The organism is Microbacterium sp. JZ70, assembly GCF_053903225.1.
Genome location: NZ_CP096405.1, coordinates 707,865 through 729,314 on the forward strand (window position 1 = coordinate 707,865; position 21,450 = coordinate 729,314).

Annotated in this window: 20 protein-coding genes; 12 read left to right on the forward strand and 8 right to left on the reverse strand. The window is 71.3% G+C overall.

The window, feature by feature from the left end:
- Positions 1-48: 48 nt before the first annotated feature.
- On the reverse strand, positions 49-2,196 hold the full coding sequence (locus M1D46_RS03210; RefSeq protein WP_456286593.1) for an HNH endonuclease: 2,148 nt from the start codon (positions 2,194-2,196) through the stop codon (positions 49-51).
- Positions 2,197-2,431: 235 nt separating this feature from the next.
- Between M1D46_RS03210 and M1D46_RS03215 the strand changes: the two genes are divergently transcribed.
- Complete coding sequence (locus M1D46_RS03215; protein ID WP_271174638.1) at positions 2,432-2,602, forward strand: CsbD family protein; 171 nt, start codon at positions 2,432-2,434, stop codon at positions 2,600-2,602.
- Between the two features lie 267 nt (positions 2,603-2,869).
- Positions 2,870-3,427 (forward strand): hypothetical protein, encoded by a 558-nt coding sequence (locus tag M1D46_RS03220; RefSeq protein WP_456286594.1) that lies wholly within the window; start codon positions 2,870-2,872, stop codon positions 3,425-3,427.
- 65 nt (positions 3,428-3,492) lie between these two features.
- Here the strand turns inward: M1D46_RS03220 and M1D46_RS03225 are convergent, their stop codons facing one another.
- Both M1D46_RS03225 and ilvD read right to left on the reverse strand, forming a co-directional pair.
- The gene (locus M1D46_RS03225; RefSeq protein WP_456286595.1) at positions 3,493-3,987 is read right to left on the reverse strand and encodes a GNAT family N-acetyltransferase; all 495 of its coding nucleotides are present in this window, start codon (positions 3,985-3,987) and stop codon (positions 3,493-3,495) included.
- 31 nt (positions 3,988-4,018) lie between these two features.
- Positions 4,019-5,875 carry a dihydroxy-acid dehydratase gene (ilvD, locus tag M1D46_RS03230; protein WP_456286596.1) on the reverse strand — a complete coding sequence of 619 codons (1,857 nt, stop codon included), beginning with the start codon at positions 5,873-5,875 and terminating at the stop codon, positions 4,019-4,021.
- Positions 5,876-5,948: 73 nt separating this feature from the next.
- Between ilvD and M1D46_RS03235 the strand changes: the two genes are divergently transcribed.
- Together M1D46_RS03235 and M1D46_RS03240 are read left to right on the forward strand one after the other, a co-directional pair.
- Positions 5,949-6,740 (forward strand): helix-turn-helix domain-containing protein, encoded by a 792-nt coding sequence (locus tag M1D46_RS03235; RefSeq protein WP_456286597.1) that lies wholly within the window; start codon positions 5,949-5,951, stop codon positions 6,738-6,740.
- Positions 6,741-6,760: 20 nt separating this feature from the next.
- Complete coding sequence (locus M1D46_RS03240) at positions 6,761-7,309, forward strand: DUF488 domain-containing protein (protein ID WP_456286598.1); 549 nt, start codon at positions 6,761-6,763, stop codon at positions 7,307-7,309.
- Positions 7,310-7,313: 4 nt separating this feature from the next.
- On the opposite strand, the gene M1D46_RS03245 is transcribed toward M1D46_RS03240, so the two are convergent.
- Together M1D46_RS03245 and M1D46_RS03250 are read right to left on the reverse strand one after the other, a co-directional pair.
- On the reverse strand, positions 7,314-7,742 hold the full coding sequence (locus M1D46_RS03245) for an SRPBCC family protein (RefSeq protein WP_456286599.1): 429 nt from the start codon (positions 7,740-7,742) through the stop codon (positions 7,314-7,316).
- Positions 7,743-7,815: 73 nt separating this feature from the next.
- The gene (locus tag M1D46_RS03250) at positions 7,816-8,739 is read right to left on the reverse strand and encodes an SDR family NAD(P)-dependent oxidoreductase (protein WP_456286600.1); all 924 of its coding nucleotides are present in this window, start codon (positions 8,737-8,739) and stop codon (positions 7,816-7,818) included.
- Positions 8,740-8,880: 141 nt separating this feature from the next.
- Here M1D46_RS03250 and M1D46_RS03255 point away from each other — a divergent pair, with 141 nt between their 5' ends.
- Together M1D46_RS03255 and M1D46_RS03260 are read left to right on the forward strand one after the other, a co-directional pair.
- On the forward strand, positions 8,881-9,609 hold the full coding sequence (locus M1D46_RS03255; RefSeq protein WP_456286601.1) for an MBL fold metallo-hydrolase: 729 nt from the start codon (positions 8,881-8,883) through the stop codon (positions 9,607-9,609).
- Between the two features lie 38 nt (positions 9,610-9,647).
- Entirely contained in the window at positions 9,648-10,559 is a 912-nt protein-coding gene (locus M1D46_RS03260; protein WP_456286602.1) for a dihydrodipicolinate synthase family protein, read from the forward strand.
- 10 nt (positions 10,560-10,569) lie between these two features.
- On the opposite strand, the gene M1D46_RS03265 is transcribed toward M1D46_RS03260, so the two are convergent.
- Positions 10,570-11,289, reverse strand: coding sequence for a hypothetical protein (locus M1D46_RS03265; RefSeq protein ID WP_456286603.1), 720 nt, complete (start codon positions 11,287-11,289; stop codon positions 10,570-10,572).
- Positions 11,290-11,419: 130 nt separating this feature from the next.
- Here M1D46_RS03265 and M1D46_RS03270 point away from each other — a divergent pair, with 130 nt between their 5' ends.
- The gene (locus M1D46_RS03270) at positions 11,420-14,347 is read left to right on the forward strand and encodes a GH32 C-terminal domain-containing protein (RefSeq protein ID WP_456286604.1); all 2,928 of its coding nucleotides are present in this window, start codon (positions 11,420-11,422) and stop codon (positions 14,345-14,347) included.
- Positions 14,348-14,385: 38 nt separating this feature from the next.
- Here the strand turns inward: M1D46_RS03270 and M1D46_RS03275 are convergent, their stop codons facing one another.
- Positions 14,386-15,381 carry a LacI family DNA-binding transcriptional regulator gene (locus M1D46_RS03275; protein ID WP_456284341.1) on the reverse strand — a complete coding sequence of 332 codons (996 nt, stop codon included), beginning with the start codon at positions 15,379-15,381 and terminating at the stop codon, positions 14,386-14,388.
- A gap of 147 nt (positions 15,382-15,528) precedes the next feature.
- Here M1D46_RS03275 and M1D46_RS03280 point away from each other — a divergent pair, with 147 nt between their 5' ends.
- The 5 genes from M1D46_RS03280 to M1D46_RS03300 all read left to right on the forward strand — a co-directional run bounded on the left by M1D46_RS03280 (position 15,529) and on the right by M1D46_RS03300 (position 19,738).
- Positions 15,529-16,614, forward strand: a complete 1,086-nt coding sequence (locus tag M1D46_RS03280; protein WP_456286606.1) for a substrate-binding domain-containing protein — start codon at positions 15,529-15,531, stop codon at positions 16,612-16,614.
- Between the two features lie 73 nt (positions 16,615-16,687).
- Positions 16,688-17,725, forward strand: coding sequence for an ABC transporter permease (locus tag M1D46_RS03285; RefSeq protein ID WP_455968992.1), 1,038 nt, complete (start codon positions 16,688-16,690; stop codon positions 17,723-17,725).
- The gene (locus M1D46_RS03290; protein ID WP_324014932.1) at positions 17,725-18,522 is read left to right on the forward strand and encodes an ATP-binding cassette domain-containing protein; all 798 of its coding nucleotides are present in this window, start codon (positions 17,725-17,727) and stop codon (positions 18,520-18,522) included. Before M1D46_RS03285 ends, M1D46_RS03290 begins: the two co-directional genes overlap by 1 nt.
- Positions 18,519-18,836: a putative quinol monooxygenase gene (locus M1D46_RS03295; RefSeq protein WP_456286607.1), complete on the forward strand. Its 318-nt coding sequence runs from the start codon at positions 18,519-18,521 to the stop codon at positions 18,834-18,836. The genes M1D46_RS03290 and M1D46_RS03295 overlap by 4 nt, the downstream gene beginning before the upstream one ends.
- Positions 18,824-19,738, forward strand: coding sequence for a carbohydrate kinase family protein (locus M1D46_RS03300; RefSeq protein WP_456286608.1), 915 nt, complete (start codon positions 18,824-18,826; stop codon positions 19,736-19,738). The genes M1D46_RS03295 and M1D46_RS03300 overlap by 13 nt, the downstream gene beginning before the upstream one ends.
- 56 nt (positions 19,739-19,794) lie before the next feature.
- Here the strand turns inward: M1D46_RS03300 and M1D46_RS03305 are convergent, their stop codons facing one another.
- Positions 19,795-21,381: a glycoside hydrolase family 68 protein gene (locus tag M1D46_RS03305; protein ID WP_456286609.1), complete on the reverse strand. Its 1,587-nt coding sequence runs from the start codon at positions 21,379-21,381 to the stop codon at positions 19,795-19,797.
- Between the last annotated feature and the right edge of the window lie 69 nt (positions 21,382-21,450).

The window sequence follows — 21,450 nt, forward strand, 5'->3', positions numbered from 1 at the left end:
CCGTCCGCCCTGCGTCCGCCCGTCCGGGCCTCCGCCGGCGGGCCGGTTTCAGCGTGCTGCTGTGGCGAGCTGCGGTTGCGGTTCGATGCGTGCGGGCGTGCCGTGGTCGAGGTCTTCGTGGTGGGCGATGTCGTCGGCGTCGAGGAGGGCTTGGGCGAGGTATTCGGGGGTTGTCCAGTAGTGGCGGAGCCATTCCTGGATGTCCTGTTCGATCTCGAGGTGCAGCCGCCGCTCCCTCTCCCGCTCCTCCTGCTCCCGCTGGCGCTGCTCCTCCTGTTCCCGCTGGTGCTGTTCGCGTTCCTGCTGGCGCTGTTCCTGCTCGCGCTCCTGTTCGCGTTCGTGCTGGCGGGCGTGGCGGCGCTGCTCGGCGTGCTCGCGGTCGCGGTGGTGGCGGGCGAGGGCGTCGGCGATGAGCGGGTTCGGGGTGGCTTCCGCGCGGACCTGCGGGGGTGGTTTCTCGGTGTAGGTGTGTCCGGCGGGGCTGGTCCATTCCAGGACCCCGTCGCCGAGCTGTCGGACCTGCCAGGGCGTGTGGTGCTTGTCCTGGTGGCATCCCTCGCACAGGCAGGCGAGGTTGCCCACGTCCGTGACACCGCCCTGGGCGTACGGGATGGTGTGGTCCAGGTCGGCGGTGATCGCGAGGTTGCGGCACCCGGGGGTGCGGCAGCGTTCGTCGCGGGCGAGGAGGTACCGCTTCTGCGCCGCGGTGGGGGTGTACCGGTCGACGGTGAGCAGCGCCCCGGTGTCCGGGTGGCAGAACACCCGCTCCCACCCCGCCGCGTTCCCCGCGAGCTTCCGGGCCGTGTCCGCGTCGATCGGCCCGTACCCGGCCAGGAACCCCGGCTCATCATCCAACCCCGCCAGCGTCGTCGCCGCGACCGTGACCTGCACCACCGCCCGCACCCGCGACAGCACCCGATCCACATCCCCCACCAAGCCCCGCACCGACAGCAGCGCGCCGCGCGCGGACGCCGTGTTCGAAGGGTCAGCGTCGCCCGTGCCGGGCGGATGAGCTCCCGTGTCGGTCCGGGCGGGCGATCCCGCGGCATCCGAGACATCGGAATCCGCGCCCGCGTTCACATCGTCCGCGTCGGGGCTCGCGCCGTCGTCCTCGGCGGCCGCATCGGGGGCCGCCGAATCCATGTCCGCGGTCGCACCCGCGGCGTCCACGTTCACGTCGTCCGCATCCGGTGTCACCGCGTCCGCGCCCGGCTCCGTCGTGCCCGCGTCCGTCGTGCTCGCGCCCGCGTCCGCATCGCCGACATCCGTCGTGCCCGCGTCCGTCGCGCCCGCGCCGTCTGCGTTCGTGTCTGTGGTCCAGGGGGCGGGGGTGTCGTCGGGGTCGCTGCACAGGGCGGACAGGACCTCCACGGCGAGGTCCGACGCGATCTGCTTCGCCGTCCGCGGCCCCTCCCCACCCTCACCGACCCGCTCCGAATCCTCGAACCGCACACCCGACCCACCGGCGACGCCCGCACCCGCGACGCCCGCACCCGCGGCGCTCGCACCCGCGGCGCCCGCGCCCCCACCGGTGGTGGTTTCGGCGGCGCGGCGTTCCTGTCGGGCCAGGTCCCGTGCGTGCTGGCGCAGGGCCCGGGCGATCGCCTGGATCCGGGTCGCCTCGCCCACGATCTCCAGCGCCTGCGTCCCATCCGGGAGCACCTTCACCCACACACCCCGCCGCGCCATCGCCGACCGATGCCGATCCGAGAACGACCGCGGATCCAGCCTCTCCGCCAGAGCCTCCGCGAACATCCGCGTATCGAACGGCGTCGCACCCTCCGCGTACCCGACGGCCGCGGCCTCGAACACCTCCCGCAGCCCGTCCGGCAGCCGCATCCCGACCTGCCGGATCACGTCCGCGTGCCGGCCCGTGATCCGCGCGCCCTCCAGCGCCGCGAACGTCTCCGGGAACGACCCCACCAGCACCATCGCATCCCCCATGCGGGTCTGCATCCGTCCCTTCGACTCCCCCAGAGCCGCCGCGAACTCCCCCGCCATCGCCCGGAACGGGAAGTCATACCGCGACGAGACCGCCCCCGACCTCGCCAACTGCGCCCGCGCGACCTCCCCCGCCTCAGCCAGCGCCTGAATCTCCAGCGCATCCGCCTCCGCCCGCAAAGCCCGCGCCCGACGCGCCCGCTCCACCGCCGAACGCGTCACCGCGACCTCCGCCGGAGTGGGCTCCCAACCCACCCCCGCATCCTCCCGCGGCATCGTCCTCGACATACCCCCACACTACCCACCCCATCGGACATTCCAGCGAACAATCCCAAACTGTGGATAACTCCACATTCGCAAAGAGATACGAGCGATAAGAGGCGCGCAGGACCCCTGCCTTCTCCTCCTCGCTCTGTCAACCCCGTTCTGCCTGCCCGTCGCGTGTAGTCGAATGGTCTGCACGACCGAAGGCACGACGAGAGGAGGCCCCATGGGACTCGACGACAAGATCGAGAACGCCGGGCAGGACATCGCGGGCAAGGCGAAGGAAGCCACCGGCAAGGCCACGGACAACGAAGAGCTCGAGGCTGAGGGCGAGGCCGACCAGTTCGGCGCGAAGCTCAAGAAGGCCGGAGAGAACGTCAAGGACGCCTTCAAGTAAGAGGCCTCCTCAACGCCGGCGGCGCACTCGCGCCGCCGGCGTTGCCCTCGCACCCGGGAGTGCGACATCGCGTGATCGACGAAGACCACACGACAGACGAGGACGTGCACCATGATCGAACCCCTGCAGAACGCAGACCCCCACAGACGCGACGGTTTCCGCCGTGCCGGCGCCGCGAACGGGAGGCACCCGTCGCAGCGACCCGTGCCCATCCCGCATTTCCCGCCGTTGACCGACGGCTACCACCGTCCGACGGGGCGGTGACCCGTGCTCAAGCAGATCGGCGGCCGCCGCGGCTACGCGGGCCGCGAGGTCATCGAGGGCTGCTGCGCGGATGACGACGCCTGGGCTCTCATCGCCTGGGACGGATGGGACGACGAGCGCTGGTGGGAGCTGCCCGACGGGCGCGCGATCGACGAGGTCCTCGCCGCGGGCGATATCGCGTCGCTCCCGCCGCTGCGACTCGCGTTCGAGCGCGGCGGCCGCCTCGGCGACATCCTCTGGTCGAGCACGCCCGTCGCACCGATCGTCTCGCAGCGCTTCGCGACCGTCCTCGCCGACATAGGCGCCACGGGGTACGCCCTGGTTCCGCTCGCGACGCCCGAGGGCATCCCGCCCTACGTCCTGCTGCTGCTCGACGACAACGACTTCGACGATGTGCGGGCGTTCCCCCAGGGCGCACAGCCCGTGGATCGCCTCGACGTCTCGCGCGAGGTGATGGTGGCGCTCCGCGCGGCGCACGCCGACTGCTTCCATGTCGAGCATGCCGAGGCGGCGTCGCAGCGTGAGCGGATGCGCCAGCTCACGGTGGCGATCCCCTCCTGACAGCCGATCGTGGGCGGACGCCCCGGCTCACCGAGCGGGGGAGCGGGGAACTCCGCCCACGATCCTCAGCCCAGCGGCTTCTCGAAGAGCGCGGCCGGCACGCGGCCGATCTCCGGCGGGAACTCGCGGATGCCCTGGAAGACGTACCCGCGGCCCTCGTAGTAGCCGCGCAGATCGGCGTTCGAGGCGACGCAGTCGAGCCGCGCCGCTGCCCACCCGCGCGAGCGGATCATCCCCTCGGCGAACGCGAGGACGCGCCCGCCGAGGCCCTCGCCGGCCCGTGAGCGCGCGACCATGAGGCCGTGGATGTATCCGGCGTCGTCTCCCTCGGCGTCGGGCCAGAAGAGCGGGTCGTCGTCGAGCACCCGCACGGTCGCCTCGATCCCGTCGCGATCATCGAGGACGTGCCACTGGCCATCCGCGATCTGCGCCTGGATCTCGGCGAGCGGCACCTGCCCGGGCGTCCACTGGCGGATGCCGCGCGAGAGATGCCAGCGGGCGAGCGCATCGCGCAGCGCGAGGATGGCCGGGGCGTCGTCGGTCTGAGCGGGGCGCAGCACCCGACCATCCTCTCGCATCCGGATGCCCCGATCAGTTCTCGGGGACGATCCGGACAGCGCCCTTGTCGGCCGACTGCGCGAAGGCCGCGTAGGCGCGCAGCGCGGGCGAGACCTCGCGGACGCGGTTCTTCGGCCGGTAGCCCCCGCCCGCCTCGAGCGCAGCGCGACGGCGCTCGAGCTCCTCGGGTGCGACGTCGAGCGAGATCGCGCGCGTGGGGATGTCGATCGAGATGATGTCGCCGTCCTCCACGAGCGCGATGAGCCCGCCCGCCGCGGCCTCGGGGGAGACGTGTCCGATCGAGAGACCCGACGTGCCACCCGAGAAGCGGCCGTCGGTGATGAGCGCGCAGCTCTTGCCGAGGCCGCGGCCCTTGAGGAACGACGTCGGGTACAGCATCTCCTGCATGCCCGGCCCGCCCTTGGGGCCCTCGTAGCGGATCACGACGACGTCGCCCTCCGCGACCTCCTTCGCGAGGATCTTCTGCACCGCCTCGTCCTGCGACTCGCACACGACCGCGGGGCCCGAGAACGTCCAGATCGACGGATCGACGCCCGCGGTCTTCACGACCGCGCCGTCGACGGCGATGTTGCCGCGCAGGACCGCGAGTCCGCCATCCTTCGAGTACGCGTGCGCGACGTCGCGGATGCAGCCGCCCTCGGCGTCGAGGTCGAGCGCCGCCCAGCGCTCGGACTGCGAGAAGGCCGTCGCCGAGCGGCGCCCGCCGGGAGCCGCGTGCCACAGCTCGACGGCCTCGTCGCTCGCGGAGCCGCCGCGGACATCCCACTCGTCGAGCCAGGCGCCCAGCGTCTGCGCGTGCACCGTGTGCACGTTCTCGTCGAGGAGCCCGCCGCGCCGCAGCTCGCCGAGGAGCGCGGGGATGCCGCCCGCGCGGTGCACATCCTCCATGTAGTAGGTCCGGCCGTTCGCGACGTTCGGCGCGACCTTCGCGAGACACGGCACGCGGCGCGAGACCTCGTCGATCTCATCGAGCCCGAATGCGACGCCGGCCTCGTGCGCGGCAGCGAGCAGGTGCAGGATCGTGTTCGTCGACCCGCCCATCGCGATGTCGAGCGCCATCGCGTTGCCGAACGCGGCAGGCGTCGCGATGCTGCGCGGGAGGACCGAGGCGTCGTCCTCGTCGTAGTAGCGGCGCGTGATGTCGACGACGAGCGAGCCGGCCTTCTCGTAGAGCGCGCGGCGCGCGGTGTGGGTCGCGAGCACCGATCCGTTGCCCGGGAGCGAGAGGCCGATCGCCTCCGTGAGGCAGTTCATCGAGTTCGCCGTGAACATCCCCGAGCACGATCCGCAGGTGGGGCAGGCCGACTCCTCGATGCGCTGGATGTCGGCATCCGAGACGTTCTCGTTCACGGCCTCCGAGATCGCGTCGACGAGATCGAGGGTGCGCACGGTGCCGTCGACGAGCGTCGCGCGGCCGGCCTCCATGGGTCCGCCCGAGACGAACACGGTCGGGATGTTGAGGCGCAGAGCGGCCAGCAGCATCCCGGGCGTGATCTTGTCGCAGTTGGAGATGCACACGAGGGCGTCGGCGCAGTGTGCGTTCACCATGTACTCGACCGAGTCGGCGATGAGGTCGCGAGACGGCAGCGAGTAGAGCATGCCGCCGTGGCCCATGGCGATGCCGTCGTCGACCGCGATCGTGTTGAACTCGCGCGGCACCCCGCCCGCGGCGGTGATCGCGTCGGAGACGATGCGGCCCACGGGCGCGAGGTGCGTGTGGCCGGGCACGAACTCGGTGAACGAGTTGGCGACCGCGATGATCGGCTTCCGGCCGATGTCGGCGCCGGGGACGCCGGCGGCGCGCAGCAGTGCGCGGGCGCCGGCCATGTTGCGGCCGTGCGTGATGGTGCGAGAGCGGAGTGCGGGCATGCTCCCATCTCCGCACGTCGCACGAGGAAGCGGGAGATGCGGTCAGTACCGGTACTCGCAGTACCATCAAAGCGTGATCCGGCCGCGCACTCCTCGTCGCGAGCAGCTCGGCGAGTTCCTTCTCGCGCGCCGCCGCACGACGAGCCGCTCCGCCCTGGGACTGCCGCTGACCGCCCGCCGCGGCGACGCCGGTCTCACCCGCGAGGAGGTCGCGACGCTCGCCGGCGTGAGCGGGTCCTGGTACACGTGGCTCGAGCAGGGGCGCGACATCAACGTCTCCCGCCAGGTGCTCGCCGCCGTCGCGCGCGTGCTCGGGCTGACCTCGGTCGAGACGGAGTACGTCTTCGCGCTCGCCGAGCAGGAGTCAGCCGAGCCCGCGCCCGAGCGCGAGGCGGTGCCCGACCACCTGCAGCGGCTCGTCGACGCCCTCGACTTCCCCGCGTTCATCGTCGCGACCGACTGGGCGATCGCCGGATGGAACGCCCGGTACGCCTGGCTGTACCCGCGGATCGCGACCCTCGACGACGCCGACCGCAACCTGCTGTGGCTCGTCTACACCGACCCCGAGCTGCGCGAGATGCTGCCCGACTGGGAGCGCGACAGCCGGCGGTTCCTCGCGGAGTTCCGCGCCGAGGCGGGCGTCCGCCTCGCGACCCCGCGGCATCGCGCGATCGTCGAGCGGCTGCGCGCAGCGAGCGACGACTTCCGCGTCCAGTGGGCCGAGCTCGAGATCCTGCGCTTCGCGTCGCGGCGGCGGATGTTCCGGCATCGCGAGGCGGGTCTGCTCGCGTTCGAGCACCATCGGCTCGTGCCGTCCGACGCCTCCGACCTCCATGTCGTGATGTACGTGCCCGTCACGACCTGAACCGCGACATACTGCAGAGGATGCTTCCGCTGACGACGACCATGTTCACGGTCGGGCACTCCAACCGGCCGATCGAGGAGTTCCTCGCGATGCTCGCCGCGAGCGGGATCGAGCTCGTGGGCGATGTGCGCTCGGTCGTGGGGTCACGGCGCAATCCGCAGTTCGGGCGCGACGAGCTGCCGCGCGCGCTCGAGGACGCGGGCATCGCATACCGGCGCCTTGAGGACCTCGGCGGGCGTCGCTACACGCGGGTCGGCGAGGAGTCGATCAACGGAGCCTGGCGCAACCGCAGCTTCCGCGCGTACGCCGACTACATGCAGACCGAGCCGTTCGCGCGGGGCGTGGAGGAGCTCATCCGCCTCGCGGAGCGGCAGCGGACCGCGATCATGTGCGCCGAGGCGGTTCCGTGGCGCTGCCACCGCTCACTCGTGGGCGACGCGCTGCTCGTGCGCGGGATCGAGGTCGTCGACATCATGAGCCCGACCGCGTCCCGGCCGCACACGCTCACGTCGTTCGCGCGCGTCGAGGGCGAGCGCGTCTGGTACCCGCCCGAGGACGACCCCGCGTGAGCCCTCAGTGGGCGGCGCGGCTGCGCTCCTCGACGAGGCGCTTGAAGCGCTCGAGGTCGCGCTGTGCGAGGTCGTGGTCGAAGTCGAGCGGCAGGCCGATCGCGGCGAACGGGTCGGGAGCATCCCAGGTCGTCTCGAGCGCGACATGGGTGCCGCCGTCGCGCGGCGCGAACTCGACGCGTCCGGAGTGGAGCGCGCCGTCGGTGCTCTGCCAGCAGATGCGCCGTTCGGGCACGTCGTCGACGATGTCGGCGTAGAACGTCTGAGGGGTCCGCCCGAGACGCACCGTCCAGAACGAGCGGATGTCGTCCACGCGGCGGACGGATTCCACGAGTTCGACGAACTCGGGGAACGCCTCGACGTCCCTCCAGCGCGCGTACACCTCCCCGGGAGGGGCCTCGACGTCGATCTCTCCGGTCAGTGCTGTGCGCATGTGTGCCTCGGCTGGTCGCATGATGGAGTGCTCTCTTCGTGGACCCGAGGCTATGTTCTGCTCCCGCGTGGATTTAATGGGGTTGACGAGCGGTCCGCTTCTCCTCACGTGCACGCGACCGCCGCCATCCGCCGCTCAGGGCGTTCGAGCCGGGGTCGGCGTGGAACAGGTTCCCCTCGGAGGGAGAGGCGGCCATCCTGCCCACGCCGACACGGCGCATGTACGCCGACATGAACGCGTCGACGAGCCCCGGGCACAGAGGGCGCAGGTAGACCGCGGCTCCCTGCGTCCAGCCGACGACGCGACGTCGGCGCGGGCGGATGGCGAGCTCGACGACCGCGCTCGCGACGCGCTCCGCGGGGACGAGCGGAGGGAGGGGGCGGATCGCGCGGCCGGTCGCGTTCGCGGCGTGCTGGTGGATGGGGGTGTCGATCGTCGCAGGCAGCAGCGTGCACACGTCGACCTCGCCGCGCAGCTCCAGGCGCAGGACCTTCGCGAAGCCGGCGATGCCGTGCTTGCTGGCCGCGTACGCGCCGACGAACGGGGCGGGCACCTCGGAGAAGACCGAGCCGAGGAGGATCATCGTGCCGTGCGCTCTCCGCAGGAGCGGGATGGCCGCACGCGCGGCCTCCATCTGCGCGATGAGGTTCACCTCGATGATGCGCCGCGTCACCTCGCTCGGCGTGCTCTCGACCGTGCCGAGACTGTAGAGGGAGCTCGCGGCGACCCAGACGTCCACGCGTCCGAGGCGGCGCTCGACCGAGGCGAGCATGTCGGCGACCGCGTCTTCGTCGACGACGTCGAGGGGGAAGATCAGGACGTCGGCCGCACCGAGGCTGCGGCACTCGTCCGCGGCGGCCTCGAGGCTGGCCGGCGTGCGCGCGCAGAGCACCAGACGCGCTCCGTGCCGCGCGAAGGCGTGCGCAGCAGCGCGGCCGATACCGCTCGAGGCGCCGAGCACCACGACCACGGTGTCCGAGTCGATGCGGCGTCTCATGGCCGCTCGCATGCTGCCATCGGTTCCTCCCGTCGGAGCAATCCCTAACACCGCGGGTCGGCGTGCGGCAAGCCCCTGGCGGACGCGGCGACGCGGACGCAGGGTGCTCTCATGCGCGATCGATCGAGATCCTGGAGCGTGGTGGCCGAGGGGGTCCACCGGCTCGATGTCGCGCACGTGAACTGCTATCTCGTCGTGCGCCCCGACGGCATGACCCTCGTCGACGCGGGCCTGCCGGGCACGTGGAGCGCGCTCCGGGACGTGCTCGGCCACCTCCGCGCGACACCGGCCGACATCGACGCCGTGGTGCTCACGCACGGCCATTTCGATCACGTCGGGATCGCCCGGCGGCTGCAGCGCGCGCACGAGACCGCCGTGCACGTCCACGCGCGGGATCGACGACTCGCGCGCCATCCGTACCTCTACCGCCCCGAGCGCGCCCGGCCGCCGTACCTCGCCCGGTATCCGAAGGCGCTCCCCGTGCTCGGCGACATGGTCCTGCACGGAGCGCTCGGCGTGCGCGGCGTGACCGCTCGCGCGTCCCTCGCGAACGGCCATCCGCTCGATGTGCCGGGATCGCCCGTGCCGCTGTGGACGCCGGGCCACACCGACGGGCACTGCGCGCTTCTCTTCGACGACATCGGGATCCTCTTCTCGGGCGACGCGATCGTCACGCTCGACCCGTACACGGCCGAGACCGGGCCGCGCCTCGTCGCGAACGCCGCGACGGCCGACAGCAGGGCTGCGCTCGCCTCGCTCGACGCGCTCGCGCAGGTCGAGGCGCCGCTGATGCTGCCCGGCCACGGCGAGCCGTGGCGCGACGGCGTCCGGGCGGCCGCACGTCTGGCCCGCGCCGCGGGCGCCCGCTGACGCTGGCACCCGCCCCGCCAGTGCACTATGGTGCACCTATGACCTCTGCGGCATTCACGGGTGTGAGCGCGTTCCCGCTCACGCCGCTGCGCGACGACGCGCTCGATCGTGACGCGTACGCGGGCCTCGTGGAGCGCCTGGCGCGCAGCGAGGTCGACACGATCACCGCGCTCGGCTCGACGGGCTGCGCTCCGTACCTGTCGCGCGCCGAGCGTGCAGAGGCGGTGCGCATCGCGGTCGAGAGCGCGGGCGAGAAGCCCGTGCTCGTCGGGATCGGCGCGCTGCGGGCGAGCGAGGTGCGCGCGCTCGCCGCCGACGCGCAGGAGGCGGGAGCGGCGGGTCTGCTTCTGCCCGCGCTGAGCTACCAGCCTCTGACCCACGACGAGGTCTTCGCCCTCTTCGAGGCGCTGACGGCCGAGGTGTCGGTGCCCGTGGTCGTCTACGACAACCCGACGACGACGGGTTTCGCCTTCACTGACGATCTCCTCGAGCGTGTGGCGGCGCTGCCCCACATCGCCTCGATCAAGATCCCCGGCGTGCCCGCCGAGCCGCTCGCTGCCCGGGAGCGCGTCGGGGCTCTGCGGGGGCGCATCCCGGAGAGCGTGAGCGTCGGCATCTCGGTCGACCCGCTCGCCGCCGCGGGCCTCGCCGCCGGCTGCGCCGTCTGGTACTCGGTGGTGGGCGGCCTCTTCCCGCGGGCCGCGATGGCGATCGCCGAGCCGGCCGGCCGGGGCGATCACACCGCCGCGGCGGTGGCATCCGAGCGCCTCGAGCCGCTGTGGCAGCTCTTCCGCACGCACGGGAGCCTGCGCGTCGTCGCAGCGCTCGCGGGTCATCTCGGTCTCACGGCGGATGACCCGCTGCCGCGACCGCTCCGCGCGCTCGAGGGGGATGCGCGGCGGCGGGCCGTCGAGGTCGCGCACGAGCTGGGCCTCGACGAGGAGCTCTGAGGAGGGCGGGTCACCCGTCCGGCTGAGGCCGACCGCTCGGCTCCCCGGACGTCCGTGCCTGGACCTCGCGGTACGACGGGTCGCGGATCGCGTGGATCCACGACGCCACCGTCGCGCCCGGCGGAACATGCGCGCCCACGTCGATGCGCTCTGACGTGTCGAGCGCGCCGGTCTCGTGCCGGAGGGTGAGCTCGGCGAAGGGATGCCAGCGTCCGGTCGGGGTGGCGACGTGCAGGCGCAGGCGCCAGGGCGTCTCGCGCAGGGCGGCGGCCAGGGCGGATGGCTCGCTCGGCAGATCGCTCGGCGCGAGCGGCCGCGCGGCGAGCAGCAGAGAGCCCCGGGAGCCCGTGTAGGGGAGGAAGGTGCTCAGCCATGCCGCCGAGGGCGACCGGTGCGCCGTGAGAAGCCAGCGGGAGACGGGCCCACGCCCCGTCGACGCGAGCGCGAGGTGCACGGGGCCGCGTTCATCGTGCACACGGACCGCAAGGCCGATCACGTCGGGCAGCGGCGCGGGCACGCCGATCGAGCGCGATGCTCGGGCCGACACGCGCTGCGGGCCGTCCGGAGGCTCGTCGACCCAGGCGATCCCCGAGCCGCTCCGGCCGAGCCATCGCATCTCGCCCGTGAGCGCGACGCCATGCGGATGCACGGGGCGCGGATGGCGCAGGCGCACGAGTCCCGAGAAGAGCGCCTTCAGGACCGTGCCGGTGAGCGAGGCGATGCGATGCATGCGTCCATCCCAGCCTTCGCCGACGCGCGCGGGTAAGACCTTGCAATGTCCGGCGGACAATGCGTAGCGTCTCGCTCCAGGCGTTGACAACGATGTCAACCCCCGCGCGACGAAGGGCGAACACGATCCCATGACGAAGAGACGACTCCTGCGCCTGGCCGCGATCGCGGCCGCCACTGCTCTCGGATGCTCCCTCGCGGCATCGCCCGCATGGGGCGCGGACGAGCCACCACCGCCCGAGACCGAGCAGCACCGGCCGTACCTGCACTTCACGCCCGAGCGCAACTGGATGAACGACCCGAACGGACTCGTCTTCGAGAACGGCACGTGGCACCTGTTCTTCCAGCACAACCCTCATGGCACGCGCTGGGGCAACATGAGCTGGGGGCACGCGACGAGCACGGATCTCGTGCACTGGGAGGAGCAGCCGCTCGCGATCCCCCGCGGCTTCGACGAGAGCGGCACCGAGATCGAGCAGATCTTCTCGGGCTCCGTGGTCTACGACGAGGCGAATACGAGCGGCTTCGGGACGAACGAGAACCCTCCGCTCGTGGCGATCTACACGAGCGCGTACACCCCGCACCACTCGACCCATCCCGGCATCCAGGCGCAGTCGCTCGCGTACAGCCTCGACCACGGCCGGACGTGGACGAAGTACGAGGGGAATCCCGTGCTCGACCGCGGCTCGCAGAACTTCCGCGACCCGAAGGTCATCCCGTACACCGATCCCGAATCGGGTGAGACGTACTGGGTGATGGTCGCCGTGGAGGCGCTCGATCACAAGGTCGTGCTGTACCGCAGCGATGACCTCCGCACGTGGACGCATCTCAGCGACTTCGGCCCGGCGAACGCGGTCGGCGGCATCTGGGAGTGCCCTGACCTCTTCCCGCTTCCGGTCGACGGCGATCCCGCGAACACCAAGTGGGTTCTCGTCGTGAACCTCAACCCGGGCGCACCAGCCGGCGGGTCGGGTGGCCAGTATTTCGTCGGCGAGTTCGATGGCACGACCTTCACCTCCGAGAGCACCGTCGCGGGCGATACTCTGCCGCAAGGGGAGCTGTTCGCGGGGTTCGACGGCGGGGGCTACGACGGCTGGACGGTCATGAACGAGCAAGGGGGCACCGGTCCGTGGGGCGCGGCTCCCGCGCCCGGCACGCTGGACGGCCAGAACCCCGTGACCGGCTTCGTCGGCAGTGGTCTGGTCAACGGCTTCGTCGGCGGCGACGGGCCGGTCGGCTCGATGGAGTCGCCGCCGTTCACGGTGTCGGAGTCGCACGTCAACCTCCTCGTGGGAGGCGGGCGCCATCCGCGTGTGGACGGCACCCAGCTCGGCAACGAACCGCCCGAGGGTCGCCTTCTCTTCGATGGCTTCGAGCTGCCCGACGGCACGGACCTCGCCGACGCCGGATGGGAGCTCACGGGCGACTTCGCGACGGATCCGTCGCGCAACCCGTCGACCACAGGTGGGGACTACTATCTGGGAGCCAAGCGTCTGAATACGTGGGAGGGTGGGCCGAAGGGCGACGAGAACCTCGGCGACCTCACGTCGCCCGCCTTCGCGATCGAGCCCGGCGAGGACCACCTGTCGTTCCTCATCGGCGGTGGCAAGCGTGCGAACGGGACCCTCGAGGTGCGCCTGATCGTGGACGGGCAGGTCGTCCGCACCGCGACCGGGCCGGAGGCCGGCCAGCTCAACTGGCAGTCCTGGGATGTGTCGGAGTTCGCCGGGAGCGAAGCGCGCTTCCAGGTGCATGACGACGCGACAGGCGGGTGGGGACACCTCACGGTCGATCACCTCGTGCTGGGTGCGGAGCCCGCGCAGCCGCGCTCCGAGGAGACAAGCGTGAGTCTCGTCGTCGACGGCGAGGTGGTGCGGACCGCGACCGGAGCGAACAGCGAGACCCTCGACTGGGTGAGCTGGGACGTCGAGGAGTACCTCGGGCGCGAGGCGACCATCCGCATCGTCGACAACAACCGGTTCGGCTGGGGGCACATCCTCGTCGACCAGATCATGTTCGGACCGGAGGCGGCTGCCCCCCGCATCGAGTCCTACGACTGGCTCGACTGGGGGCGTGACGCGTACGCGACCGTGTCGTTCAACGGCGCGCCGGACGGGCGTCGCGTGCTCCTGGGGTGGATGAACAACTGGGACTACGCGAACGACATCCCGACCGGCTCATGGCGCAGCGCTATGGCGCTGCCTCGCGAGGTCGAGCTCGCGTCCACTCCCGAGGGGCCGCGTCTCGTCCAGCACGTCGTACCCGAGTTCGCGCAGCTCGAGCAGTCGGACCGCGCGTGGAACGCACCGGCCGGACCGATCGCCGACGGCGCGGCGACGCTCCCCGTCGAGGGCGACGTGCTGAGGATCGACGCCGTGCTCGCAACCGGCGGTGCCGACGCCGTCGGACTCAGCGTCCTCGGAGACGACGAGAGCGCGACTCGGATCGGCTACGCGGACGGGCGCCTCTTCGTCGACCGGCGCGACTCGGGCGACGTGGCGTTCCACCCCGCGTTCCCGTCCCTCGACGACGCCCCCGTCGCGCTGGAAGACGGCCGGGTCGCGATCACGGCCTACGTCGACCGCGCGAGCGTCGAGGTCCTCACAGCCGACGGCGAGATCTCGATCACCGACCAGGTGTTCCCGAACGAGGGCGCGGACCGCCTGGCGCTCTGGGCTGAGGGAGACGGCGCGATGGTCGAGTCCCTCACGATCACGCCGATGCACGGGGCGATGTGGAAGGAGGCCGGCGCGGACGACGCGACCGCGACGCCCCCGGCCGCCGAGGTGAGCGCCCTCACCGGCCCGAGGCGTGGACCGGATGCCGATGGCGACTTCTCGATCAAGGTGAAGGTCGGCAAGGGGCAGCCCACGACGGTCGTCCGGCTGCTCGAGGACGGACGCGTCATCGGCCGCGTCCACCGCGCCGTCGCGAGCGATCGCGTCGTCGAGTTCCTGGTCAGCGGCGCCTCGCCGGGCGCGCACGAGTACCGCGTCGAGCTCGAGAACTCGGTCGGCGTCGTCGACGGCGGCGCAGTCCGCGTCGGCGTCGCGGGGTGAGTCGGGGTGTCCCGGGGCTCGTCCCCGGGGCACCCCGCTCACGCGGGAGCGGCGATCTCGCCACTCCCGCGTGGGATGAGGCTCGTCTGCACGACGATCCGGCGGGCGGAGGCGTCCTCGCCTTCGAGCCGCGCGAAGAGCAGCTCGACAGCGCGGCGACCGATCTCCTGCGGGTCCTGCGCTGCGACGGTGATGCCCGGATCGAGGAGGTCCGCGAGGGGCAGGTCATCGAACCCGACGAGCGCGACCCGATGCTGGAGACCAGCCTCGCGCAGGGCGTGGAGTGCGCCGACGGTGACAAGGTTCTGGCTGCTGAACACGGCGGTGGGCGGCGTCTCGAGCGCGAGGAGCTCGGCGAGCGCCGCGCGCGCCTGCTCGGGGGTGTGCAGCTCGGTGACGGTCGGCGCGAGGGCGGTCGGGACGCCCGCCGCCCCGAGCGCGTCGAAGAATCCCGCTTGGCGCATCCGTGCGGTCTCGATGTCAAGCCGATCGGCGAGAAGGGCGATGCGGCGGTGCCCGTGCCGGATCAGGTGGGCCGTGGCTGCGGCTGCCCCGTCGCGGTTGTCGCTCGCGACCTGGTCGACCTCGGCGAGCGGGTCGCGGTCGACGAACACAGCCGGGATGCCCCGCGCGCGGAGCGTCTCGAGGTAGGCGGGGCGCGCCTGGGCCGTCGTGAGGATGAGTCCGTCCACTCGGCGCTGCAGGAAGGTCCGCACCGCAAGGTCCTCGCGGTGCGGGTCGTCGTCCATGCTCGCGGCGAGCACGGCCACGCCGCGGGGAGAGGCCGCGTCCTCGACCGCGCGGTGCACGGCGCCCGCGAACGGGTTGTCGACGCTTCCGACCAGGAGCCCGATCGTCCGCGTGCGTCCGTCGGCCCTGCGCAGGCTGCCGGCCTGGAGGTCCACGTGGTAGTCCAGCGTGCGCACCGCGTCCCAGACCTTCGCCGCCGTCGCCGCAGCGACGTTCGGCTCGCCGTTGACCACGCGCGAGACGGTCTTGATCCCGACACCCGCGAGCGCCGCCACGTGCTTCATGGTCGCCCGGGGTCTGCGGGCGTGGTCTTCTGCCAAATCTGACATCGATGTCACATTCTCATCTCGGCGACGGTTTGTCCCCTTGACTCTATCCGAGCCCTCGGATACAAACGTCACTGACATCGTTGTCATCACCTGGAGGTCTCAATGACGAAGCACAGCATCCGGTCCCGCTCCCTCATCGCGGTCGGCCTCGCGACGACCGCCGCGCTCGCGCTCTCCGGCTGTGCCGGTTCCGCGTCGAGTGGCGACCCAGAGGCGATCGGCGTCTCGCTCATCGTGAAGACGAACTCGAACCCGTTCTTCATCGCGATGGAGGAGGGCGCCCGCGCTGCGGCAGAAGAACACGGCGTGAGCCTCACGGTCGCCGCCGGCAAGGAGGATGGCGACGAGGACACCCAGATCCAGGCCATCGAGGCCGCGATCTCGAAGGGCGACCAGGGCATCCTCATCACCCCGAACGGTCCCTCCGTCCTCGACGCGATCCAGAAGGCGCGCGACGCCGGGCTCTACGTCATCGCCCTCGACACCGTGCCCGAGCCGGCCGACGCGGTCGACATCACCTTCGCCACGGACAACTTCCTCGCGGGACAGCTGATCGGCCAGTGGACGGCCGGCGCGCTCGGCGGGGAGGACGCCGTGATCGGCATGATCGATCTCTTCGACGACAAGGTCGTCACGGTGGACTACAGCCGCGACCAGGGCTTCCTCGACGGGCTCGGCGTCGATCTCGGCGATCCGGCCGTCAACGGCGACGAGGCCGCGAGCGGCGAGTACTCGGGCGGCTCATACACGATCGTGGGCAACGAGGCGTCGCAGGGCGCCGAGGACGGCGGACGCGCGGCGATGGAGAACCTCCTCGCGAAGAACCCCGACATCAACGTCGTCTACACGATCAACGAGCCCGCGGCCTACGGCGCATATCAGGCGCTCGAGGCAGCGGGAAAGAGCCCCGAGGACGTCATCATCGTCTCGGTGGACGGCGGATGCGCCGGCGTCGGCCAGGTCGCGGACGGCATCATCGACGCCACGAGCCAGCAGTACCCCGTCAAGATGGCGGAGCTCGGCGTCGAGGCGATCGCGCAGCTCGCAGAGACGGGCGAGACCCCCGAGGTCAGCGAGGGCCTGGACTTCTACAACACAGGCGTCGCGCTCGTGACCGACACGCCCGTGGACGGCGTCGACTCGATCGACACCGCCGAGGGCGCGGACCTCTGCTGGGGCGCCGAATAGGCGGAGGTGGCGGGGCGGCGCGTCCTCCCCGCCCCCTCTCCTCGTCCACGCCATCCCTATCCCTGGAGATCCCGTGACTCAGAACATCTCACCGCCGACCAGCGCCCTCGACCTCGCAGCCGAGTTCCTCGATCGTCGGACGCCCGTCGACCGCCTTCGCGGCCTGCTGCACCGGTACCCCGTGATCAGTCCCGCGGTGGTGCTCGTCCTCGCGGTCATCGTCTTCGGCAGCATCAACCCGCGATTCTTCGCTCCCGCGAACCTGTCCCTCGTGCTCGACCAGGTCTCGGTCGTCGGCACCGTCGCCGTCGCGCAGACGCTGATCATCCTCACCGCCGGCATCGACCTCTCGGTCGGCGCGGCGATGATCCTCGCGTCCATGGTCGCCGCGCAGACCGCCGCCGACGCGGGGCTTCCGGCGCCTCTCGCGCTCGTCGTGGGCCTCGTCGTGGCTCTCGTTGCCGGTGCGATCAACGGACTGCTCGTGACGCGGCTGAAGCTGCCGCCGTTCATCGCCACGCTCGGGACGTTCAACGCGTTCCTCGCGCTGAGCCTGCTGTACAGCGGCGGGCAGACCGTGAGGCGCACCGACATGCCCGACCTCATGACCTGGACTGCTACGGCCATTCCGGTCGGAGACGTCCGGCTGACCGTCGGGGCGATCATCATGCTCGCGCTGTACGCGGGCGTCGCGTTCATCCTCGGCCGAACCGCCTGGGGGCGTCACGTCTACGCCGTGGGCGACGACGCCGAGGCGGCGCGCCTCGCGGGCATCTCCACGAGCCGCGTGCTGATGAGCGTCTACGTCGCGGCGGGAGCCGTGCTCGCGATCGCCGCCTGGATCCAGATCGGACGGTCCGGCGCTGCCAGCCCCAACGCCGGCGCGGATCTCAACCTCGACTCCATCACGGCGGTCGTGATCGGCGGCACGTCGCTGTTCGGCGGGCGCGGCGTCATCTGGGGCTCGCTGCTCGGCGCGATCATCGTCGGCGTCTTCCGCAACGGCCTCTTCCTCGCCGGTGTGGACGGGCTCTACCAGACGCTCGCGATCGGCATCCTCGTCATCGTCGCCGTCTCCGTCGACCAGTGGATCAGGAAGGTGCGCAAGTGATCCCTTCAGAGAGCGCCGCCGCGGCGGCCGTGGCCTCGGGGCGCGCCCCGGTGCTGGAAGCACGCCGGCTCGTGAAGACCTTCGGCCGCGTGGTCGGCCTGGACGGCGTGAGCCTCCAGCTCCACGCGGGCGAGGTGCTCGCTGTCATCGGCGACAACGGCGCCGGCAAGTCCACGCTCATCAAGTGCCTCACGGGCGCCTACATCCCCGACGAGGGCGAGCTCCTCCTCGACGGCTCCCCCGTGCACTTCAAGCGTCCGCAGGACGCGCGCGCGGCGGGCATCGAAACCGTGTACCAGAACCTCGCCGTGTCGCCCGCGCTGGACGTCGCCTCGAACCTGTTCCTGGGGCGCGAACGGCGCAAGCCCGGTGTGCTGGGCTCGGTCTTCCGCATGCTCGACACCGCGGGGATGCGCAAGGATGCCCGCGATGAAGTGCAGCGCCTGGGCATCTCCACGCTCCAGGACGTCACCGTCGCCGTCGAGAACCTATCCGGGGGCCAGCGTCAGGCTGTGGCTGTCGCGCGCGCCGCGGCCTTCGGCTCGAAGGTCGTCATCCTGGACGAGCCGACGGCCGCGCTCGGGGTCCGCGAGTCGAATATGGTGCTCGAGCTCATCACGCGGCTGCGCGACAACGGCGTGCCGGTCATCCTCATCTCGCACAACATGCCGCACGTCTTCCAGGTGGCCGACCGCATCCACATCCAGCGTCTCGGCAAGCGGGCCGCGACGATCACGCCGCAGTCGCACTCCATGACCGACGCCGTTGCGATCATGACGGGAGCGGCCACCGAATGAGCGAACCGGTCGTCCTGCATGCCGAGTTCACCGCCCGACCCGGCTCCGAGGATCATGTCGCGCAGCTGATCACCGCGTACGCGAGCGTCGTGCGCGCAGAGTCCGGGAACGTCGTGTTCGACGTGTACCGGAGGGCCGAGGCGCCCGAGCAGTTCTTCGTCTTCGAGGTGTACCGCGATCGCGCGGCGTTCGACGCGCACCTCGGGGGCGACGCCGGCAGCGCGTTCAACGCCGAGCTGGCCGACCACGTCACGGGCGGCGGCAGCGCGCTGCGCTTCCTCGAGCCGGCGTCGGTCGACGGATGGCGCACGTGACGGCGCGGCGGATCCTCGTCGTCGGCGAGGCGCTCATCGACATCGTGCGCCGCGCGGACGGGCGCATCGAGGAGATCCCCGGTGGCAGTCCCGCCAATGTGGCGATCACGCTCGGGCGCCTCGGACGTTCGCCGCGTCTCCTGACGGCGCTCGGGGCGGATGGCCACGGCGGGGTGCTGCGCGACTGGCTCGCCGAATCGGGCGTCGATGTCGCGCACGCTGAGATCCCGCGGACGGCGACCGCGACGGCCGAGCTCGATGGGACGGGAGCGGCCACGTACGTCTTCGACATCGCCTGGTCGCTCTCCGGGGCGACGACCGAAGATGCGGACGTCATCCACGTCGGCTCGATCGCCGGCCTGCTCGAGCCGGGAGCGGACGAGGTCCTGCGCATCGTGGAAGCGGGGCGACCCGGAGCGCTCGTCACGTACGACCCGAACATCCGCCCCGCCCTCGTGTCGGATGGGGCCGACACCCGGCGGAGGGTCGAGTCCCTCGTCGCCCAGGCGGACGTCGTCAAGGCGAGTGACGAGGATCTGCACTGGCTCTATCCCGGATTCGACCCTCGCGACGCTGCACGCGCCTGGCAGGCTTCCGGGCCGGCCGTCGTCATCGTGACGGAGGGGGCGAAGGGTGCGTTCGCTGTCGCCGACTGCGGGGAGCTGGAGGTGCCAGGGCGCCGCGTCTCGGTCGTCGACACGGTCGGTGCGGGGGACACGTTCATGGGCGCTCTGATCGACGGCCTCATCTCCGCAGGGTGGGTAGACGGCACCGCGCGCGATGCGCTGCGCGCGGCGGACTCGGCGCAGCTCGCGTCGATCCTCGACTGGGCCGCGCGGGCTGCAGCCGTCACGGTCTCACGCCCGGGCGCGGACCCGCCGCGACGCGGCGAAGTCGCCTAGCGAGATGAGGGAGGGCCCTCCACGCGCGTGCGCGGAGGGCCCTCGTGTGCTGCGGCTCAGCGGCTGTTCTGGGGCTTGAGCTCGAGGTTGGAGGGGATGTCGGCGTAGCCGCCGAGGCCGTTGTCGCCGTACGTGCGGTCGACCGTTGCGGTGTCGCCGTCGATCTCGATGCGGACGGTGGGGCCGAGGGTTCCGCCGCGGCGGAAGTTGTCCTTGGTGCCGATCGTGTCGATGAACGACTGCACGAGGCCGTTGGGCATGACGTAGTGCGAGTACGCCTGGAACTGGCCGGGGTGCTGGTTGTAGTCCGGGTCGAAGGGGTGTCCCACCGCGTAGTTCAGGTTCGACGGGCTGGCCAGCGCGAGTCCCGAACCGCGGTTGAGGGGCTGGTAGTCGCTGCGGATGCCGTTGCCGACGAAGCCGTACACGCCCTCGGGGCCGTCGAGGCCTGCGGCATACGTGTGGCGGTGGCTGATCGTGAAGAGGTAGTACTTGCCGTCCTGCATGTAGATCTGCGGGCGCTCGGTCTGGTCCGTGACGCAGTTCGCGGAGAGGATGGGCGGGAGGAACTCCCACTCGGTGAGGTCCTTGTTCGTCGCGCGGGCCAGTCCGACGTTGCCGATCTGGTAGGTCGCGCCCGAGGCGTTGACCTCTTCGACGGTCTCGGCGTAGGGGTCGCCTTCGCGGTAGCCGAGGTCCTCCTCGGTGCAGTAGGCCTCGTCACGGGGCATGGCGGTGTTGCCCTCGAAGACCATGAAGGTCTCGCCGGGGTGGGCGGGGTCCTCGAACGTGAACGGGTCGCGGAAGTTGAAGAACGGGTTCTGCTCGGCGGTCTGGTAGTACTCGCCGTCGGCCTGGAGCAGGTCGTGGACCTTGTCGAAGCCCGTGAGCTTGACGCCGTTCTTGTTGGCGTGCACGTGCCCGACCGAGAGGGCGATGCGCGGGTCGTAGGGCTTGATGTCCTGCCCGTTCTCGTCGCGGTAGAACGCCACGTCGGTGAAGAAGAGCTTGATCTCGCCGTTCGGGTACACCCGGGCGGAACCGGACCACTGGGTCTGGTGGCTGTAGGACTGGTCCTCGAAGATCGTGCCGGTCACGCCCTCGTCGAACACGAGGCCGCCGTAGGTCCAGCCGCCGTTCTCGGCGTACTCGCCGCCCTCGTTGCCCGGAGCGGTGCCGGCCGGGCGGTAGAAGTAGCCGATCTTGGCGTAGTGGTGGCGCTCGTCGAAGCCGAGGCTGCGGTCGGCGACGAGGGAGAAGATGATCTCCCAGCCGTTCACGCGGTACTGGTTCGCCTTCTCGTCGGTGAGCGGCCAGGTGTCCCACACCCAGACCTGCTCGTTGCTCATGTCGGGGAAGTCCTGCGGGATGGTCGGCATCGTGTACTCCTCGGGGAGGGAGTTCTCCCGGGGAGCGGCGTTCGGATCGGACATCGCCTGGATCTGCATGGCATCCGCACGCGTCCACTTCGCGGTGAAGTCCGACAGCGGGTCGTATGCCTCCTGCGTGTGCTCGGTGGGAGCGGGGAAACCGGGCACCGCATCCGAGGCGGCGATGGCCGGGGTGGCCAGGAGGGAGGCGCCGAGGGCGCCGATCGCGACAGCGGCGCCGAGCAGGCGCCGTCGAGTGCGTGTGATGGTCACGTTCTTCGCTTTCGTGGGGAGACAGGAAAGTCGCTCGAACGCAGGGTGTGATCTTCCGGTGGGCAAGCT

Excerpts from the sequence above, each read along its gene's own strand:
- M1D46_RS03215 (WP_271174638.1), top strand. The coding sequence starts at position 2,432 with ATGGGACTCGACGACAAGATCGAGAACGCCGGGCAGGACATCGCGGGC.
- ilvD (WP_456286596.1), bottom strand. The coding sequence starts at position 5,875 with ATGCCCGCACTCCGCTCTCGCACCATCACGCACGGCCGCAACATGGCC.
- M1D46_RS03240 (WP_456286598.1), top strand. The coding sequence starts at position 6,761 with ATGCTTCCGCTGACGACGACCATGTTCACGGTCGGGCACTCCAACCGG.
- M1D46_RS03245 (WP_456286599.1), bottom strand. The coding sequence starts at position 7,742 with ATGCGCACAGCACTGACCGGAGAGATCGACGTCGAGGCCCCTCCCGGG.
- M1D46_RS03250 (WP_456286600.1), bottom strand. The coding sequence starts at position 8,739 with ATGAGACGCCGCATCGACTCGGACACCGTGGTCGTGGTGCTCGGCGCC.
- M1D46_RS03260 (WP_456286602.1), top strand. The coding sequence starts at position 9,648 with ATGACCTCTGCGGCATTCACGGGTGTGAGCGCGTTCCCGCTCACGCCG.
- M1D46_RS03265 (WP_456286603.1), bottom strand. The coding sequence starts at position 11,289 with ATGCATCGCATCGCCTCGCTCACCGGCACGGTCCTGAAGGCGCTCTTC.
- M1D46_RS03270 (WP_456286604.1), top strand. The coding sequence starts at position 11,420 with ATGACGAAGAGACGACTCCTGCGCCTGGCCGCGATCGCGGCCGCCACT.
- M1D46_RS03275 (WP_456284341.1), bottom strand. The coding sequence starts at position 15,381 with ATGAAGCACGTGGCGGCGCTCGCGGGTGTCGGGATCAAGACCGTCTCG.
- M1D46_RS03280 (WP_456286606.1), top strand. The coding sequence starts at position 15,529 with ATGACGAAGCACAGCATCCGGTCCCGCTCCCTCATCGCGGTCGGCCTC.
- M1D46_RS03295 (WP_456286607.1), top strand. The coding sequence starts at position 18,519 with ATGAGCGAACCGGTCGTCCTGCATGCCGAGTTCACCGCCCGACCCGGC.
- M1D46_RS03300 (WP_456286608.1), top strand. The coding sequence starts at position 18,824 with ATGGCGCACGTGACGGCGCGGCGGATCCTCGTCGTCGGCGAGGCGCTC.